A 17399-nucleotide genomic window follows, 5' to 3' on the forward strand; every position below is an offset into this window, starting at 1 on the left:
GTTCAGACAAAAAGCCTGACGAGCTCTATTCCGGGATCGGCGGCGCGCATGAAGGTCTCCCCGATCAGGAAGGCATTGACGCCATTGCGGCGCATCAGCGCGACATCGGCCGGACCGGTGATTCCGCTCTCGCAGACAACGATGCGATCTTCGGGAATCCGTTCGAGCTGGGACAGGGTCGTTTCCAGATCGACCTTGAAAGTGCGCAGATTGCGGTTGTTGATGCCGATCAACGGGGTCGAGAGCTTCAGCGCGAGCGCGAGCTCGGCCGCATCGTGCGATTCAACGAGCACTGCCATGCCCAGATCGAGAGCGATCGCCTCGAGTTCGAGCAGCGTGGCCAGCGCTTTCTCCGCCACCGCGGCCGAGACGACACCCTCGGGCGGCAGGAAAGCCGCGACGATCAGCAGGATGCAATCCGCATCCATCGCCCTCGCTTCGAAGATCTGATAGGCGTCGACGATGAAGTCCTTGCGCAGGACCGGCAGGCGACACGCGGCACGCGCTTCCCTGAGGTAATCGGCCGAGCCCTGGAAATACTGGCTATCGGTCAGCACCGACAGGCAGGCCGCACCGCCCCGCTCGTAGGAGTCGGCGATTGCGGCCGGCGAGAAATCCTCGCGGATCACGCCTTTCGACGGGCTGGCTCTCTTGACTTCGGCGATCACGCCCGACTTGCCGGCTGCGATCTTCTCGCGGATCGCACCGACAAAGTCGCGCACGGGCGCGCCCGCGCGGGCGCGTTTGACGATCGCCTCGCGCGAGACGCTCTGCTCGGCGATCGCAATTTCCTCGCGTTTGGTCGCGAGGATCTTCTGCAGGATGTCACTCATTTATTTGAACTGTCCGGTGAATCTGACCAGCTCGTCAAGCTTGGCACGCGCCGCGCCGCTGGCGATGACTTCAAGCGCACGCGCGACTCCGCTCTCCAGCGTGTCGGCATTACCTCCGACGTAGAGACTGGCGCCGGCGTTGAAGGCCACGATGTCGCGGGCCGCCGCGTTGCTGCCGTCGAGCGCGGCGAGCAGCAGGGCCCGCGAGTCCTCGACCGTATCCGCGCGCACGGCTGAGGCCGGATGCAGGGCAAGGCCGACATCTTCGGGGCTCAAGCGGTACTCGCGCACCACCCCGTCCCGCAACTCGCCGACCAGAGTCGGTGCCGAGATCGAAAGCTCGTCAAGACCGTCGAGGCCGTGCACGATCAACGCGTTGCGGCTACCCAGACGCTGCAGCACCCGGGCCTGGATGCCGACCAGATCGGGGTGAAAGACGCCCATGACCTGGTTGGCGGCTCCGGCCGGGTTGGTCAGCGGCCCCAGGATGTTGAACATCGTCCGCACGCCCAGCTCACGCCGGACGGCTCCGGCGTGGCGCATCGCGCTGTTGAAATTGGGCGCGAACATGAAGCCCAGCCCGATCTCGTCGATAGCCGCACCGACCTGCTCGGGCGTCAGCGCGAGGTGCACGCCCAGCGATTCGAGCGCATCGGCCGACCCCGAACAGGACGAGACCGCGCGTCCGCCGTGCTTCGCGACCTTGGCACCCGCGGCGGCGGCGACGAACATCGCGGTCGTCGAGATGTTGAAGGTATGGGCTCCGTCTCCCCCCGTGCCACAGGTGTCGACGAGCAGCGAACGGTCGGTCGCGAGCGGCACTTTCGTGCCCAGCTCGCGCATCACCAGCGCGGCGCCGGTGATCTCGCCAATCGTCTCCTTCTTGACCCGCAGACCGATCAGGATGCCGGAGATCAAGGTCGGGCTCATCTGCCCTGACATGATCTGCCGCATCAGGTCGATCATCTCCTCCTGAAAGATCTCGCGGTGTTCGATGACGCGTTGCAATGCCTCTTGGGGGTTCATCGCCCATCCTTTCGCTGGTCCAGGAAGTTCTTCAGCAGTTGATGCCCCCCTTCGGTCAGGATGGACTCGGGGTGGAACTGAACGCCTTCGATTGCCAGAGTCTTGTGGCGAACGCCCATGATCTCGCCGTCATCGGTCCAGGCCGTCACCTGCAGGCAATCGGGAAGACTCGCGCGCTCGATCGCCAGCGAATGGTAGCGCGTCGCGGTGAAGGGATTGGGCAGGCCACGGAAGACGCCGGCGTCGAGGTGATGGATCGGCGAAGTCTTGCCGTGCATCAGACGCTGCGCGTGGACGATCTTGCCGCCAAAGGCCGCACCGATGGACTGGTGGCCCAGGCAGACGCCGAGGATGGGCAGCTTGCCGGCGAAATGGCGGATCGCTTCGACCGAGATGCCCGCTTCGGCAGGCGTGCAGGGGCCGGGCGAGACGACCAGGTGATCGGGGTGCAGCGCTTCGATCTGCTCGATCGTGATCTGGTCGTTGCGGTGCACGCGCACGTCGGCGCCGAGCTCGCCGAAGTACTGGACGAGGTTGTAGGTGAAACTGTCGTAATTGTCGATCATCAGCAGCATGGCGAAATCCTCAGTTGAGCGGGGTGTCGAGGCCTTGTTCGGCCATCCGGGCGGCGGTCAGCACCGCCCTTGCCTTGTTGAGGGTTTCCTGCCATTCCGCTTCCGGGTTCGAGTCGGCAACGATGCCGGCTCCCGCCTGAACGAAGAGCCGCCCGTCCTTGATCAGCGCGGTACGGATCGCGATCGCGACGTCCATGTCGCCGTCGAAACCGATGCAACCGACCGCGCCCGCGTAGACGCCGCGTTTGCCCGTTTCGAGCTCGTCGATGATCTGCATCGCCCGCACCTTCGGCGCGCCGGAAACCGTCCCGGCCGGGAAGGTCGCGCGCAACACCGCGAGCGCCGCCGCCCGCCGGTCTTCGTCGGGCTTGATCTGGCCTTCGACGTTGGAGACCAGATGCATCACATGCGAGTAACGCTCGACGACGAACTTCTCGGTGACCTTGACCGAGCCGATCTGCGCGACGTGACCGACGTCGTTGCGACCGAGATCGAGCAGCTGCAGATGCTCGGCCCTCTCCTTCTCGTCGGCGACGAGCTCACGCTCGAGCGCGAGATCCTCTTCCGGAGTCGCGCCCCGCTTGCGGGTCCCGGCGATCGGCCGCACCGTGACGGTCCCGTCCTCGAGCTTGACCAGGATCTCGGGCGAAGCGCCGACGATCTGGAAATCCTCGAAATTGAACAGGAACATGTAGGGACTGGGATTCAGCGCCCTCAGGCTCCGGTAGAGCGCCAGGGGCGAGGCCGCGAAAGGCTTGCTCATCCGCTGCGAGAGCACGACCTGCATGATGTCGCCGTCGAGGATGTACTGCTTCGCGCGGACCACCGCATCCTTGTAGGCCTGCTCACCGCTGTCCGAGACCGCGGGAACGGATTCGCCACGGGTGTCGGCCGGAATCGCGACCGGTTTGCGCAGCTTCGCAAGCAAAGTCTTCAGACGCTTCTGGGCGCGCTTGTAGGCGCCGGGAACTTCCGGCTCCGCGTAGACGACCAGAGTCAGCTTGCCCGACAGGTTGTCGACAACCGCAAGCTCTTCGGAGAGGAGCAGCGCGATGTCCGGAATTCCCTGGTCATCCTTGGGCTCGTGGCGGGCGAGTTTGGGTTCGATGTAGCGGACCGTGTCGTAGCCGAAGGAGCCGACCAGACCGCCGCAGTAGCGCGGCAGGCCGTCGCGCGGCGGAACCTTGATGCGCTGCATGAACTCGCCGATGAAGGTCAGCGGGTCGCCGTAATCGCGGCGCTCGACCAGGCGATCGTTGCTGAGCAGCAGCACGGTGCGCCCATACACTTCGATCCGCGTGTTCGCACGCAGGCCGATGATCGAATAGCGCCCGAAGCGCTCGCCGCCGTGCACCGATTCGAGCAGATAGGTGTTCGGCTCGTTGGCGAGCTTGAGGTAGATCGAGAGGGGGGTATCGAGATCGGCGAAAGTCTCGAGGGTCAGCGGAATACGGTTGTATCCCTGTTCCGCGAGAGCAAGGAATTGTTCTTCTGTCATCATGACTCCGAAGGGTTCGGCACCCAGACCGGGCTGAGGTGCCGGCACTGCCTGTGATCGAGGCGCGGTTTGGCCGCGCTGAAGGGGAGACGCGCTCCCTGACGCATCATTCGACACGCCACGAGTACCCGACGCGCAGCCATCGTGCGGCGGCGCGGGACGGGGAATACTCCTTTTCGATCGAGAGGTTCTCGCAGGTCATGAGTGTGAAGGCCTCGCTCAGGATCGGCCAACGAGGCTCTTCAAGGCGGGGAAGTTCGATACTAACCCGTCGCATTCGATGCTGTCCACGCCGCGCCCTTCGCTGTAGCCATAGGTCAGCAGCAGCACCGGGATGCCGGCGGCCTGGGCCGCCGTCGCATCGTTGGCCGAGTCGCCGACCATCAGAGTGCGCGCCGGCGCGACACCGAGAACCTCACAGGCATGCAGCAGAGGCTCGGGAGAAGGTTTCCTGACCGCCAGCGTGTCGCCGCTGACGACGCAGCCGAAGAAGGACGCGAGGCCCATCTTTTCGAGCAGCGGAGCGGTGAAATCGGCCGCCTTGTTCGTGACGCAGGCCATGCGGATGCCCTGGCGCGCGAACTCGGCGAGCGTCTCTTCGACGCCTTCGTACATCCGCGTCGACTGACCATTGACGGCCGCATAGTGGCGGTTGAAGACGGGCAAGGCCCGCCGCGGCAGATCCGGATCGACCTCGGGCCGGCCATCGCACAGGCAACGGATAACCAGGTTCTGGATGCCCTTGCCGACGAAGCGCGTCACCTCTTCGATGCTGCGCGCCGGCTGGCCGAGCTCTTCGAGCATCCGGCGCGCCGCCTCATACAGATCGGGGATCGTGTCGAGCAGGGTTCCATCCAGGTCGAACAGCAGCGCGTCGACATCGAACTTCAGTTTCATGGCTTTCCTCATACTTTCGCGAGTTCGGCGCGCAGAGCCGCGATCACCGAATCGTAGCGGTGGGGATCTTCGTCCCGACCCGCGCCGAAGACGGCAGACCCGGCAACAAAAGTGTCGGCTCCGGCCCGCGCGATCTCGGCGATGTTGTCGATCTTGACGCCGCCATCGACCTCGACGCGGATTTCCTTCCCGGTCTCGCGCTCCCACGCATCGACGCGGGCACGCAGAGCCCCGAGCTTGGTCAGCGTCTCGGGGATGAACTTCTGTCCACCAAAGCCCGGGTTCACCGACATCAGCATCACGACGTCGATCTTGTCCATCACATGATCGAGCCAGCTGAGCGAGCTCGCCGGGTTGAAGACCAGACCGGCCTGGCAACCGAGCTCGCGAATCAGCGCGAGCGTGCGATCGACGTGGCGGGAGGCTTCCGGGTGGAACGTGATCACGTTCGCTCCGGCCTTCGCGAACATCGGCACCAGAGCATCGACCGGCTCGACCATCAGGTGCACGTCTATCGTCGCATCGGTCAGCGGCCTGATCGCCTCGCAGACCAGAGGCCCTATCGTCAGGTTCGGCACGTAATGGTTGTCCATCACGTCGAAATGGATCCAGTCGGCTCCCGCCGCCAAAACATTGCTCACTTCTTCGCCGAGCTTCGCAAAGTTCGCCGACAGAAGACTGGGCGCAATCCGGTAACTCACAACACCCCCAAGGAAAACAGGGCGGAAGGCTCCGCCAGAGCCGCAATTGTCCCATAGCCGGGAGCAGCGGCGTCACCGCTGAGGCTTTGAGCCCACACCGGGCTTGCCAAAACGCCGCCCGGGCGAGACGGAGAGGAGTGATTCAGACCGGTTCGCCAACCCGGTAGTCGGGATGGATGGGCAAGCTCGTCTCGAAGAGCGGACCGAACACGACAGCAATTCCCAGAGCGCGGGCTCCGGCGAACAGCGCGGTCAGCGCCCGGCCATCCTCGGGACCGGCCGAAGCCAGGCCGGAAACCAGCAGATAGCGCAGACCCGGTTCAGCGAGACAATAGAGCGAAATCTGCTCGGGGCGGGAGAGCCTGAGCGCAAATTGCCCCCCTCCGCTGACCAGAGCGCGCAAGGCATCGGGCACGACCGACAGATGCGGCAGCTCAAGCACCAGCGTCGCGCCGCGCTCGCGCATGCGCGTCAGCGCGCCCTGACAGGCGGCGAGGAAGCGCGGATCGGACAGCGACGAGCGGGCCGGAGCGATCACCCTGAGCCCGGGACCGGGAGAGGATTCGACCGCAGCGACGAGCTTTTCCAGCATCCAGAGATCCGCCTCCAGAGCCAGATCCGGATCGAGGCTGGACCAGACCGGCATCGCTTCAAGTCCTGTGTCCCCCCGTCTGAACGCCTGGGCCACCCAAGCCCAATCCTCGCCCCCCTCGGTGCGCAGAGGCAACCAACCCAGCGCGAGCGAGCCGGCCGTCAGCACCTCGCGCCACAGCCGCTCGACTTCGACTTCGCGCTGAAATTGGGCGTTGAGCCACGCGGAAGCGAAACGGAAGCCCCCGTCGTCCGCCCGCTTCGCGTCATACATCGCCGCGTCGGCCAGCTCGATCAGCTCGTCTCCTTCTCCGTCGCTAGGGTAGAGCGCAACACCCAGGCTGGCCTTGACGCGCAAAAGATTGCCTTCGAACTCGATGACTTCGGCGAGCGCCCCGAGCAGCTTGCGCGCCAGCTCAGCGACGACCAGAGGATCGCCGATGTCCTCGGCGATGATCAGGAACTCGTCCCCGCCCAGCCTGGCCAGGATGTCGCTCTCGCGCAATCCGCGCTGCAGGCGCTCGGCAACGGCAACCAGAACCCGGTCGCCGACCGCGTGACCGTAGCGGTCGTTGATCGGCTTGAAATCATCGAGGTCGAGGAACAGCACAGCGAGCATCGTCTGATTGCGGCGCGCCTTGGCCTGAGCCGAGGCCAGTGCCCGCCTGACCCCGGCGCGCGTCATCAGGCCGGTCAGCTCGTCGGTTCCAACCAGAGAGACAACCCGGGCATGGGCTTCGCTTTGCAGCTCGGCCTGGACCTCCAGATCCTTTCTTGACTGCGCGAGCAGCACGCTCTGGCGCTGGATGTCGGCGCGCAGCCGCAGCGAATGGCGCAGCAAGCCGCCCAACACGATCAGCAGCAGCAAGGCTCCAGCCAGGGCGAAGCCCAGCCAGGCGGGTTGTCTCGCCCAGGCGAGGCGAAGCGCGGAGATCCGGTCCGATGACTTGTCGCTCAGGGCTGGAGGGCGCGTATAGATGGCCGCATCGCCAGCGATCAGCCAGATTTCGCGCCCCTGGTTCGCGAAGTCGAGAACCTGATCATCGGGAACGTGCTTTTCGGAACCCTTGTGTACGATGAAGTTCAGCGCAACCGCCCCTGCCTGGAGCGGAACGTCGAAATAGACGCCGAAGGCATCGGTTCCCGTCGGCGGCAGGGGCATCGCCCAGTCGACCGGAGTCGCCAGCGAGGGCGCCGCGCCCCAGAGGTGCAGGCCCCAGCCCTCGTAAAGCTTGTCAGCGCGATGGTAGTGGATGCGCGCGACGTCTCCAGGCGACGGCGCGGCGACAGACGACGCCAGAGCCAGTACGCCGAACATCAGGCCGCAGAAAATAAACAGGATCTTCAAACCCGCTCTCATTCCCACCTCCGCCCGGTGCTCGGCCCGGAATACTGACCCGATCAGCTGCGATAATCGGCGTTGATCTTCACATAGTCGTACGAAAAATCACAGGTCCAGACCGTCGCCGCCGCCACACCGCGGCCAAGTGCGATGCGCACCGAGATCTCTTCGGCCTGCATGATCCGGGAACCGGCTTCTTCAACATAGGAAGAAGCCCGCCCGCCCTGCTCAGCGACCAGCACTTCCTCGCCGCGGCTGCCCAGCCAGACCTTGAGCTTCGCAACATCGAGGTCCTCGATGCCCGCGTAACCGATCGCAGCGAGGATGCGTCCCAGGTTGGGATCGGACGCGAAGAAAGCGGTCTTGACCAGAGGCGAATGCGCGACCGCATAAGCGACCTTGCGGCATTCGGCGCGATCCGCCCCGCCTTCGACGACGACGCTGATGAACTTCGTTGCGCCTTCGCCATCGCGGACGATCGCCTGGGCGAGCCAGACCGACATCTCCAGCACCGCTGCACGCAGCGTCGCATAGTCGGCGCTGGCCGTATCAGTGATCTCGGGCGCACCGCTCGCGCCGCTCGCGATCAGCACGAAGGAGTCGTTCGTCGAGGTGTCACCATCGACAGTGATGCTGTTAAAGGACTGATCCGCGACTTCGTGCAGCAGCGCATCGAGCAGCTTCTGCGAGATCGCCGCATCGGTCGCGAGAAAGCTCAGCATCGTCGCCATGTTCGGCTTCATCATGCCCGCGCCCTTCGCGATCCCGGTCAGTGTCACGGTGTGGCCGGCGAGCGAAATCTGCATCGAGCGCGCCTTGGCGACGGTATCGGTGGTCATGATCGCGTGCGCGGCGTCGAACCAGGCATCGCTCCTCAGATCGGCGCAGGCGACGGGAAGGCCCGCAACGAGACGCTCGACCGGGAGGTGTTCGAGGATCACTCCGGTCGAGAAGGGCAGAACCTGGTCGGCCTCGATTCCCAACTGACTGGCCAGCTCTTCGCAGGTAGTCTGCGCGGCCGCCATGCCCTGCTCACCGGTGCCGGCGTTCGCGATTCCGGTGTTGATCACGAGCGCCCGGATTCCCTTGCCTGCCGCCAGATGGGCTTTGGAGAGGTGCACCGGCGCGGCGCAGAAGCGGTTCAGCGTGAAGACGCCGGAAACGTGGCTTCCTTCGGCGAGCGCAATCACGGTCAGATCGCGGCGGTTCGCCTTGCGGATCCCGGCCTCGGCGACCCCGAGACGAACGCCGGCAACCGGCAACAAATCCGCAGCGAGCGGCGCAGACAGGCGAACAGACATCATCGACTCCCAGAAAATTATCCGCACCAGGCGGCCAGGCCGGGATTTTAGCGGATCACGGCCGCGAAACCCTCGACATCACATGTTCAAAACCCAGCGCAGCCTGTTGGGCAAAGTGAAAGAAGCCCAGGCCATCGTCTTCGGAGATCTCCCCTCCCGAAACGCGGTCGGCGTAGAAGAGCCCGATTGCCCGCCCCTGGATCACGATCGGCGCGAGCATGCACGGAGTCATCCCGCCCGCCCGGATCAACCTGTCCAGCCTCAGCGGAGTCTCGAAAGCGGTGCGGATGATCAGAGCCTGCTGATTGACGATCACCGCATTGATCAGCTCTCCGGGACTCGCATCGAGCACGAACTGGAAGGCCTGACAGAATGCCGTCGCGCCGTGTCCCAAAGCGGCGCGGCCGACCAGCTTCTTGCGGTCGGCGCTGACCAGCGCAAACAAGGCCCGGTCCATACCGATTCCGCGAAAGATCCCTTCGAGGGCCAGAGTCAGGATGTCGTTGAGGCTGGGGCGCCCCCCGAGCAGCATTGACAGGTCACGCAATATCTTCAGTTGCAACAGCGGATCGGGGCCGGAAACCTCCTCGGGCTCGATCGCCTGGACTTCGGCCTGCGCTTCCGGCACCGGAATCATCCGCGCCGCATCGACTGCGCCATAGGTCGCCGCGGTCTTGACCGCGGCCGCGGCGTTCTCGAGCAGCACCGCGGTCAGTTCGCTCTCGGGCCGGCCGGTGTGGCGGGCCATCTTCGCGATCGCCTGGCGCGCCTGGGGCGAGCCCCAGCCGGACTCGACCGCGACCGCGAACTGCTGGGCGAGGATCACCGAAGATTCCCGGTCGCCTCCGCTCTCGCCCCGTTCCAGCGTATTGACCAGCAGGCTGCCCAGCCGCCACTCCCGCGCGAGACCGACCGAGATCTGGCGCAGCCGGAAACCGAGCACTTCGCTTTCGGCGACCTCGGGTTTGACTCCGGTCGCGAGCGCCGTGTCGAGCGATTGCGCCGCTTCATCGCCAAAACACCAGAACGCCATCTCGCCGACCCGGGCCAGCAGCGCCGAGATGAAGACCTCCTCGGGATTTGCTTCGCCGTGCAGCACCGCCAGCGTTCGCGCCTGAACCGCGGCATGGAAAGCGCGCCCCATCTCACCGACTACCCGCTCACGCAGCCCTCCGGAGAGCAGCGCATCGATCAGCATCAGGCTGACCGCGATGCTCGCGATGACGTCGAAACCGAGCACGACCAGCGCACGGCTGACTGTGCTGATATGGGCGCGGGCAGGATTGAAATAAACGCTGTTGGCGAGCTTCAGAACCTTGGTCGTCAACGCCGCGTCCTGGAGGATGATCGCGGCCAGCGATGACGCCGAAGCCTTGTCGTCGCCGGTCAGCACGCCGATCGACGCGACGGTGCGCCCGAACGCGGGCATGTCGCGCTCGCGGATCTGCGCCACCAGCCCGGCGGCCCCGATCCGGCGAACATCTTCAAGAGTTGTCACAGGACTCCCACCCTTTTCACCCGTCATGCCCGGTCAATCCCTTCCATAAGCTCCTGCCGACTCCCGATCCGCCCAAAACGAAAAGGCCGGCTACGGTCAAGAGCCCGGGGCGGCAAATCCGCCAAAAATGTCAGCATAACAACAGGCCCTGAAATGCAATAAGCAAAGCCGTCCGTTCCCGCGCTAAAATCGCAACGTTTTCCCGCAAAACCATCTTTGTCGGCAATTTTCTTCCACCAAAGCGCATCGAACTGGAGTCCCCCCATGAAATCCGCTCTGCTCGCATCACTTTTCACCGCGCTCGCGCTGACTACCGGTTCCGCCCATGCCGAAGCGCTCAATGGAACGCTGAAGAAGATCAAGGACAGCGGCAGCATCACGCTGGGCATCCGAGAATCCTCGTTCCCGCTGTCCTATCTCGACGCCAGCCAGAAGCCGGTCGGCTACCACATTGACATCTGCCTGCGCATCGCCGACGAGATCAAAACCAAGCTCAAGCTGCCCAAACTGCAGGTCAAGTTCCAGCCCGTCACGTCGCAGAACCGGATCAGCCTGGTCGCGAACGGCACTGTAGACCTCGAGTGCGGCTCGACGACGAACAACCTCGCCCGCCAGAACCAGGTCGCTTTCGCGCCGACCACCTATGTCACCAACGTCCGGATCGCGACCAAGAAGAGCTCGGGCATCACCAGCCTCGCCCAACTCGACGGCAAGTCGGTCGCGACGACGACCGGGACAACCAGCGTCCAGCTGCTCAGAGCGCACGAGAAGGGCCGCAACATCAACTTCCGCGAAGTCTACGGCAAGGATCACGCCGATTCCTTCCTGCTGCTCGAATCGGATCGCGCCGCCGCCTTCGTGATGGACGACAACCTGCTGCTGGGTCTGATCGCGAACTCGAAGTCACCGCGCGACTACGCGATCGTCGGCGAAGCGCTGTCGGTCGAACCGATCGCGATCATGCTGCGCAAGGACGACCCGCAGTTCAAGGGCATGGTGCACTTTTCGGTGCGCGACCTCGCCAAGCGCGGCGAAATCGCGAAACTCTACACCCGCTGGTTCATGAGTCCGATTCCGCCCAAGGGCGTAAACCTGAACTTCCCGATGAGCGAAGCCTTGAAAAAGGCGCTCGCGAATCCGAACGACCTGCCGGCCGAGCAGTACAACGGCAAACACTGATCCGTCGTTCCGCCGGGAGAGCCGGACTCTCCCGGCTCTCAAGCAGCAAGGATGAGTTCGGCCGCATCGCGGCCGTCTCGTCCGCTCTTTCCTGGACATCCCCATGAATTACCACTGGAACTGGCACATCTTCGTCGAACAAGTGCAGTCCGGCGACGAAACTTATCTGAACTGGATGGTTTCCGGCCTGGGCTGGACTCTGGCTGTCGCGCTCAGCGCCTGGTTCATCGCGCTGATCCTCGGCTCGCTGATCGGCACCTTGCGCACCGCGCCCCGCCGCTGGCTGTCCGCTCCGGCAACGGCCTGGGTCGAACTCTTCCGCAACATTCCGGTGCTGGTTCAGCTCTTCCTGTGGTACTTCGTCGTCCCCGAACTGCTGCCGGCCAAGCTATCCCTGTGGGTCAAGCAGGACATGCCGGCCAAGGAATTCATCACCGCGGCGCTGGCCCTGGGCCTCTTCACGTCGGCGCGGATCGCCGAACAGCTGCGCGCCGGCATCCAGAGCCTGCCGCGCGGCCAGACCCATGCCGCGCTGGCGCTGGGCTTCACGCGAATCCAGGCCTACCGCTATGTGATCCTGCCGCGCGCTTTCCGGGTCGTGCTGCCGCCGCTCACGTCGGAGGCGATGAACGTGTTCAAGAACTCGGCGGTCGCGTTCGCGATCGGCGTGCTCGAGCTGACCTTCCAGGCCAAACAGATGCAGGAAGATGCGGCGCTTGAATTCGAACCGATGATCGTCGTCACTGTGCTCTACATTCTCTGCGCCTTCTCGGCGAACCGGATCATGACCCTGATCGAGAAAAACACCCGCATCCCCGGCATGATCGCCGGCGCCAAGTGAGGGGGACGCGATGTTCAGCAACTTCGACTTCAGCGTCATCCCCGCCAGCCTGCCCTTCATCGGCGAAGGCTTCCTGTTCAGCCTGAATCTGACCCTGGTCGCGATGATCGTCGGTATCGTGCTCGGCACGCTGCTCGCGCTGGCCCGCATCCACGGCAACGGACCTCTCGCCACACTCGCAACGATCTACGTCAATGCGATGCGCTCGATCCCGCTGCTGATCGTGATCCTCTGGCTCTTCCTGGTGATCCCCTTCGTGACCGGAACGCCCTTGGGCGCCGAAAAATCGGCGCTGATCACCTTCGCGCTCTTCGAAGCGGCCTACTACAGCGAGATCATGCGCGCCGGCATCCAGAGCGTCGCGAAAGGCCAGGTCCATGCCGGCTTCGCGCTGGGCATGAGTTACTGGCAGTCGATGCAGCTCATCGTGCTGCCCCAGGCCTTCCGCAACATGCTGCCGGTGCTGCTGACCCAGACGATCATCCTGTTCCAGGACACGTCCCTCGTCTACATCATCGGTGCGAAGGATCTCTTGAAAGCCGCCGAGATCACCGGCAAGAACTACAACCGCCCGATCGAGATGTACCTGTTCGCGGCGCTGATCTACTTCGTCATCTGCTTCTCACTCTCGACGCTGGTCAAGCGTCTGCAGAAGCGGATCGCCATTGTCCGCTGAGGAAGCCCTGATGATTGAAATCGAAAACATATCGAAGTGGTACGGCTCGTTCCAGGTTCTGACCGATTGCAGCACCCGCGTCGCCAAGGGCGAAGTGGTCGTCGTCTGCGGCCCCTCCGGTTCGGGCAAGTCGACGCTGATCAAGTGCGTGAACGGCCTCGAACCGATCCAGAAGGGCCGCATCATCGTCAATGGCACCTCGGTCGGCGACGCGAAGACCGACCTGCCCCGGCTGCGTGCCCACGTCGGCATGGTCTTCCAGCACTTCGAACTCTTCCCGCACATGAGCATCGCGAGGAACCTGACCATCGCACAGGAAAAGGTGCTCGGGCGCGGCAAGGACGAAGCCTACGAAAAAGGCATCGCGCTGCTCGACCGCGTCGGTCTGAAGGCCCACGCGGACAAGTTCCCCGGTCAGCTCTCCGGAGGCCAGCAGCAGCGCGTCGCGATCGCCCGGGCGCTGGCGATGGACCCGATCTGCATGCTGTTCGACGAACCGACTTCGGCGCTCGACCCCGAGATGATCAACGAAGTGCTCGACGTGATGGTCGAACTGGCTTCCGAAGGCATGACGATGATGGTCGTCACGCACGAGATGGGCTTCGCGCGCAAGGTTGCAAACCGGGTCATCTTCATGGATGCTGGCGCCATCGTCGAGGACGCGCCGAAGGAAGAGTTCTTCGGTCAGCCCCGCTCCGAGCGCGCCCAGACCTTCCTGTCCAAGATCCTGTCGCACTGATGCCCACCCTGCCCCACCTGCTGCTCATCACGACCGGCGGCACGATCGCCGGCAGTGCCGCCGAGGCCACCGACACCTCCCGCTACCGGGCCGGAGCGCTCGGCGCGAACGAGCTGCTCGCCGCGCTGCCCGAAGCCGCGACGCTTGGCGAGATCGAGACCGCGGCGCTGTTCGCGCTCGACAGCAAGGACATCACACCTGAGCACTGGCTCACGCTGGCGACCCGGCTGCGCGAGCACCTCGCCGACCCGGCGCGAGACGGCATCGTGATCACGCACGGCACCGACACGCTCGAAGAAACCGCTTTCTTCCTCGCGCTGACGCTGCCGCGCGCAAGGCCGGTCGTGCTGACCGCCGCGATGAGGCCGGCCACGGCCCGTTCGGCCGACGGCCCGATGAATCTGCTCCAGGCGCTGGCCGCGGCCAGCCGTCCCGAGCTCGCCGCGGCCGGAGCGGTCGTCGTTGCGAACGACCGGATCTGGGCCGCCTCCGCGATCAGCAAGCGCCACACCCATGCGCCCGACGCTCTGGGCGCCTGGGAGGACGGGCCGCTCGGCCACGCGCTGGGCCTGGACATCCGGCTCGGCCGCTTCGCCGCGACCGAGCCGCGCTTCACCGGTGCGCTGCCGGAGCGCCTGCCCCGCGTCGACGTGCTCACCGCTTACGCCGGCGCCCCGTCCGACGCGATCGATCAGAGCCCCGCTGCCGCGCTGGTGCTCGCGCTGACCGGACACGGCAGCGTGCCCGAAACCTGGTTGCCGGCGCTCGCGCGGGCTCGCGACCGGGGCGTGCACGTCATCCGGGCGAGCCGGGTTCCCTGCGGCGGCGTGATGCGCAATGCCAATTTTGACGATGATGCGCATGGCACGCTCGCGGCCGGACCGCACACACCCTGGCAGGCGAGGATCATCGCGATGCTCGCGTTGGCCAACGATTTCGACGCGGCGCAGCTTCAGAAGACGCTGCTCGCGCCTTGAATGCCCCCCGCCTCAAGCCCGGACAAGACCGGCCGTAAAGGACAGACAGGGACGCATTGTCCCTGCCTTGCGGCCCCGCCATGAATCCCTTGAACAGCCGGACATCCCAGGCACACCGCTCATTGAACGGGATGCGCGCGCTGGTCGCCGACCAGCACATCTCGGTGCGCACCTGGCTGCGCGAGTTGCTGACCACGCTCGGCATCGTCAGCGTGTCGATGGCCGGCTCGTCCGGGGATCTGATCCGCCACCTGAGAAACGCGGCCTCTCCCTTCGACATCGTCCTCTGCGACCACCAGCTCGACCCGCGCAGCGACGGCCTGCATCTGCTCGAAGAACTGCGCTACCAGAAGATCCTGCCGCTCGTAACGATATTCATGATCGTCACCGGCGAGCGCCAGTATCCAAGGGTCGTCGCGGCCGCCGAATTCGCCCCCGACGACTACCTGATCAAGCCCTTCTCGCCCTCAGTGCTCGAAGATCGGCTGCGGGTCGCGCTGCAGCGCAAACACCATCTGCACATCGCCCATGCGCTGATCGACCAGGGCGAACATGAGAAGGCCTTGAGCGCCTGCGATCAGGCCATGGCCAAGAGCAGCCACTTCCTGCTCGACACGCTGAGGCTCAAGGCCGAAGTCCTGGTATCGCTCGGACGCATCGAGGAAGCCTCCGCGCTCTACAACAGCATTGCCGAAAAGCGCATGGTGCCTTGGGCGCGCATGGGCTACGCGATGACCTTGCACAAGCAGGGGCGAAGCGAAGAGGCCGAGCAGATTGCCGGCACCTTGAACGTCGAACACCCCGAATTCCTGTCGGTCTATGACTTCATGGCCAGGCTCAAGGAGGAGAAGGGCGAGCTTGCCGAGGCCGCCGACTACCTTGAGCGGGCCTCGAACATCGCCTCGAGTACGGACCGGCTCCGCCATCTGGCCGATGTCGCCGATGCCCAGGGCGATCACATCCGGGCCCGCGGCGCACTGCAAAAAGTCGTCGAACGCACACGCAAGAGCTCGATGCTGCAGGTCAGCGACTACCTCAAGCTGCTCAGGGCGACCCAGGCCGACGACGCCAGCGTCGAGGCCGAACAGATCGCCCGGGACATGCAGCACGATCTGCGCGCAAGCACCGATAACCAGACACGGATGGCGATCGAAGTGGCCGGAGCGCTCGTGGCCCATCACGCCCGGCGCGACGAGGAGGCCAACCGCCACGTCGATACGGCGCTCGCCCTCCATGCCGAGTCCGGGACCGGGATCAGTTCGCCGCTGACGCTCGAACTCGCGAACGCCTGCGCCGCGACCGGAAGGCAGGAGGATGCCGGAATGCTTGCCCGCCAGCTGACACAGCACGGCGAAGGACGGGGAGCCACTTTCGACGCCCTGCTCAAGCGGATCGGGCTGCCACGCGAAGAGCTGGCAGGGCCAGAGAGTCCGACGCCGGCCGCAACGGAAGAACGGGGGCAGGCCATCGAAGCCTGCGTCGAGGCCGCCGAGTATGTGCTGATGAGCCTCGCGGAGAGCTGGGACGGCGAACTCGCCCGACAGTGCCGTATCCTGCTCGCGACGGCCTTCAATGCCGCCCCGCGCGACCGGCGCGTGATCGAGTGGCACATCCGCTACAACAAGCTGGCCGCCGCCTGCGGCGCCGAGCACCACAAAGCCGGCAGCCAGCCCGTCTGAAGCGGATCAGAGCCCGGGGTCGCTGCCGCCGCCCGCCAGCGCCGCATCGACGACCCGGCGGTTCAGGTGGCTCGCCAGCAGTTCGATGAAACCATAGACGTAACCGCGCAGATAGGCGTTCTGACGGATGCCGATCCGCGTCACCGCCGACTCGAACAGGTGGGACGCATCGATCTTCCCGAGATGGGTATCGATCTGCGGGTCGTAAGCGATAGACGCGATGATGCCGACGCCCAGATCCAGCGCAACATAGGTCTTGATCACATCGGCGTCGAGCGCCGCCAACAGCACGTTGGGGCGCAACCCCCGCGCGGCGAAAGCCTTGTTGACCTGGGAGCGGCCGGCGACCGTCGTGTCGTAAGTGACAACCGGGTACTTGGCGATCTCTTCGAGCGTCAGCGGGTTCGCCTGCAGAATCGGATGACGGGGTGTCGCGACGACGACGCGGTTCCACTGGTAGCAGGGCAGCGACACCAGACCTTCGGTCTCGTGGATGGCCTCGGTCGCGATCGCCAGATCCGCCTCTCCATCCAGCACCCACTGGCAGACTTGGCGCGGATTGCCCTGATGGAGCATCAGGCGCACTTTCGGGTATTTCTGCACGAAGGCCTGAATGACCCGGGGCAAGGCATAGCGCGCCTGGTTGTGCGTACAGGCGATGTTCAGCGCCCCTTCGGATTCGTGGCGGAACTCGGCGCCGACTTTCTTCAGGCTGTCGATCTCGCCGAGCATCCGCTCGGCGATCGCAACGACCTTCTGTCCGGGCTCGGTGACTCCGGTCAGCCGCTTGCCGTGACGGACGAAGACTTCGATACCGAGCTCGTCCTCGAGCAGGCGGATCTGTTTGGAGACCCCGGGCTGGGACGTATAGAGCGCATCGGCAGCCTCCGAGACATTGAGGCCGGCGCGGACGACTTCGACGATGTAGCGCAACTGTTGGAGGTTCATGACGTCTTTATAGCAAATCGTTCTTAGAGTCTAACATCCTGGCAGTTAAAGGAATTAACCCTTCCATTAAGATTGACTCTCACTTTTGTCCTGAATCG

General features: G+C 64.7%; 16 protein-coding genes. 6 read left to right on the top strand and 10 right to left on the bottom strand.

What is annotated here, in order from left to right:
- Window positions 1–2: 2 nt before the first annotated feature.
- From trpC to ACHFB9_RS14690, 9 genes are all read right to left on the bottom strand, one after another.
- Window positions 3–833 (bottom strand): indole-3-glycerol phosphate synthase TrpC, encoded by an 831-nt coding sequence (gene trpC, locus ACHFB9_RS14650; RefSeq protein WP_417068105.1) that lies wholly within the window; start codon window positions 831–833, stop codon window positions 3–5.
- The gene (trpD, locus tag ACHFB9_RS14655; RefSeq protein WP_417068107.1) at window positions 834–1859 is read right to left on the bottom strand and encodes an anthranilate phosphoribosyltransferase; all 1026 of its coding nucleotides are present in this window, start codon (window positions 1857–1859) and stop codon (window positions 834–836) included. It lies immediately after the preceding gene.
- On the bottom strand, window positions 1856–2434 hold the full coding sequence (locus tag ACHFB9_RS14660; RefSeq protein WP_417068109.1) for an anthranilate synthase component II: 579 nt from the start codon (window positions 2432–2434) through the stop codon (window positions 1856–1858). The genes trpD and ACHFB9_RS14660 overlap by 4 nt, the downstream gene beginning before the upstream one ends.
- A gap of 10 nt (window positions 2435–2444) precedes the next feature.
- Window positions 2445–3932, bottom strand: coding sequence for an anthranilate synthase component I (gene trpE, locus ACHFB9_RS14665; protein ID WP_417068110.1), 1488 nt, complete (start codon window positions 3930–3932; stop codon window positions 2445–2447).
- 219 nt (window positions 3933–4151) lie between these two features.
- Window positions 4152–4829 carry a phosphoglycolate phosphatase gene (locus ACHFB9_RS14670; RefSeq protein WP_417068111.1) on the bottom strand — a complete coding sequence of 226 codons (678 nt, stop codon included), beginning with the start codon at window positions 4827–4829 and terminating at the stop codon, window positions 4152–4154.
- Between the two features lie 8 nt (window positions 4830–4837).
- Complete coding sequence (rpe, locus tag ACHFB9_RS14675; RefSeq protein ID WP_417068112.1) at window positions 4838–5530, bottom strand: ribulose-phosphate 3-epimerase; 693 nt, start codon at window positions 5528–5530, stop codon at window positions 4838–4840.
- A 142-nt stretch (window positions 5531–5672) separates the two neighbouring features.
- Window positions 5673–7481 carry a diguanylate cyclase domain-containing protein gene (locus tag ACHFB9_RS14680; protein ID WP_417068114.1) on the bottom strand — a complete coding sequence of 603 codons (1809 nt, stop codon included), beginning with the start codon at window positions 7479–7481 and terminating at the stop codon, window positions 5673–5675.
- A 41-nt stretch (window positions 7482–7522) separates the two neighbouring features.
- Window positions 7523–8764: a bifunctional glutamate N-acetyltransferase/amino-acid acetyltransferase ArgJ gene (gene argJ, locus ACHFB9_RS14685; RefSeq protein ID WP_417068115.1), complete on the bottom strand. Its 1242-nt coding sequence runs from the start codon at window positions 8762–8764 to the stop codon at window positions 7523–7525.
- Between the two features lie 55 nt (window positions 8765–8819).
- The gene (locus tag ACHFB9_RS14690; RefSeq protein ID WP_417068116.1) at window positions 8820–10262 is read right to left on the bottom strand and encodes an HDOD domain-containing protein; all 1443 of its coding nucleotides are present in this window, start codon (window positions 10260–10262) and stop codon (window positions 8820–8822) included.
- Window positions 10263–10526: 264 nt separating this feature from the next.
- Here ACHFB9_RS14690 and ACHFB9_RS14695 point away from each other — a divergent pair, with 264 nt between their 5' ends.
- From ACHFB9_RS14695 to ACHFB9_RS14720, 6 genes are all read left to right on the top strand, one after another.
- Window positions 10527–11441, top strand: a complete 915-nt coding sequence (locus tag ACHFB9_RS14695) for a transporter substrate-binding domain-containing protein (protein WP_417068118.1) — start codon at window positions 10527–10529, stop codon at window positions 11439–11441.
- Window positions 11442–11544: 103 nt separating this feature from the next.
- The gene (locus ACHFB9_RS14700) at window positions 11545–12282 is read left to right on the top strand and encodes an amino acid ABC transporter permease (RefSeq protein WP_417068119.1); all 738 of its coding nucleotides are present in this window, start codon (window positions 11545–11547) and stop codon (window positions 12280–12282) included.
- Window positions 12283–12292: 10 nt separating this feature from the next.
- Window positions 12293–12958 carry an amino acid ABC transporter permease gene (locus tag ACHFB9_RS14705; protein ID WP_417068121.1) on the top strand — a complete coding sequence of 222 codons (666 nt, stop codon included), beginning with the start codon at window positions 12293–12295 and terminating at the stop codon, window positions 12956–12958.
- 10 nt (window positions 12959–12968) lie between these two features.
- Window positions 12969–13697, top strand: coding sequence for an amino acid ABC transporter ATP-binding protein (locus tag ACHFB9_RS14710; RefSeq protein WP_417068123.1), 729 nt, complete (start codon window positions 12969–12971; stop codon window positions 13695–13697).
- Entirely contained in the window at window positions 13697–14674 is a 978-nt protein-coding gene (locus ACHFB9_RS14715) for an asparaginase (protein ID WP_417068125.1), read from the top strand. Before ACHFB9_RS14710 ends, ACHFB9_RS14715 begins: the two co-directional genes overlap by 1 nt.
- An 80-nt stretch (window positions 14675–14754) precedes the next feature.
- Entirely contained in the window at window positions 14755–16353 is a 1599-nt protein-coding gene (locus ACHFB9_RS14720) for a response regulator (RefSeq protein WP_417068127.1), read from the top strand.
- Between the two features lie 6 nt (window positions 16354–16359).
- On the opposite strand, the gene ACHFB9_RS14725 is transcribed toward ACHFB9_RS14720, so the two are convergent.
- Window positions 16360–17301, bottom strand: a complete 942-nt coding sequence (locus ACHFB9_RS14725) for a CysB family HTH-type transcriptional regulator (RefSeq protein WP_417068128.1) — start codon at window positions 17299–17301, stop codon at window positions 16360–16362.
- Window positions 17302–17399: the final 98 nt, after the last annotated feature.

Origin of the sequence: Niveibacterium terrae, from assembly GCF_048213115.1 — a bacterium.
GTDB lineage: Bacteria > Pseudomonadota > Gammaproteobacteria > Burkholderiales > Rhodocyclaceae > Niveibacterium > Niveibacterium terrae.

What these genes read in the sequence shown, in the direction of transcription:
- ACHFB9_RS14680 (WP_417068114.1), bottom strand. Translation starts at nt 7,481, where the DNA reads ATGAGAGCGGGTTTGAAGATCCTGTTTATTTTCTGCGGCCTGATGTTC.
- ACHFB9_RS14705 (WP_417068121.1), top strand. Translation starts at nt 12,293, where the DNA reads ATGTTCAGCAACTTCGACTTCAGCGTCATCCCCGCCAGCCTGCCCTTC.
- ACHFB9_RS14700 (WP_417068119.1), top strand. Translation starts at nt 11,545, where the DNA reads ATGAATTACCACTGGAACTGGCACATCTTCGTCGAACAAGTGCAGTCC.
- ACHFB9_RS14710 (WP_417068123.1), top strand. Translation starts at nt 12,969, where the DNA reads ATGATTGAAATCGAAAACATATCGAAGTGGTACGGCTCGTTCCAGGTT.
- trpC (WP_417068105.1), bottom strand. Translation starts at nt 833, where the DNA reads ATGAGTGACATCCTGCAGAAGATCCTCGCGACCAAACGCGAGGAAATT.
- ACHFB9_RS14715 (WP_417068125.1), top strand. Translation starts at nt 13,697, where the DNA reads ATGCCCACCCTGCCCCACCTGCTGCTCATCACGACCGGCGGCACGATC.
- ACHFB9_RS14695 (WP_417068118.1), top strand. Translation starts at nt 10,527, where the DNA reads ATGAAATCCGCTCTGCTCGCATCACTTTTCACCGCGCTCGCGCTGACT.
- trpD (WP_417068107.1), bottom strand. Translation starts at nt 1,859, where the DNA reads ATGAACCCCCAAGAGGCATTGCAACGCGTCATCGAACACCGCGAGATC.
- argJ (WP_417068115.1), bottom strand. Translation starts at nt 8,764, where the DNA reads ATGTCTGTTCGCCTGTCTGCGCCGCTCGCTGCGGATTTGTTGCCGGTT.
- ACHFB9_RS14720 (WP_417068127.1), top strand. Translation starts at nt 14,755, where the DNA reads ATGAATCCCTTGAACAGCCGGACATCCCAGGCACACCGCTCATTGAAC.
- ACHFB9_RS14725 (WP_417068128.1), bottom strand. Translation starts at nt 17,301, where the DNA reads ATGAACCTCCAACAGTTGCGCTACATCGTCGAAGTCGTCCGCGCCGGC.
- trpE (WP_417068110.1), bottom strand. Translation starts at nt 3,932, where the DNA reads ATGACAGAAGAACAATTCCTTGCTCTCGCGGAACAGGGATACAACCGT.
- ACHFB9_RS14660 (WP_417068109.1), bottom strand. Translation starts at nt 2,434, where the DNA reads ATGCTGCTGATGATCGACAATTACGACAGTTTCACCTACAACCTCGTC.
- ACHFB9_RS14670 (WP_417068111.1), bottom strand. Translation starts at nt 4,829, where the DNA reads ATGAAACTGAAGTTCGATGTCGACGCGCTGCTGTTCGACCTGGATGGA.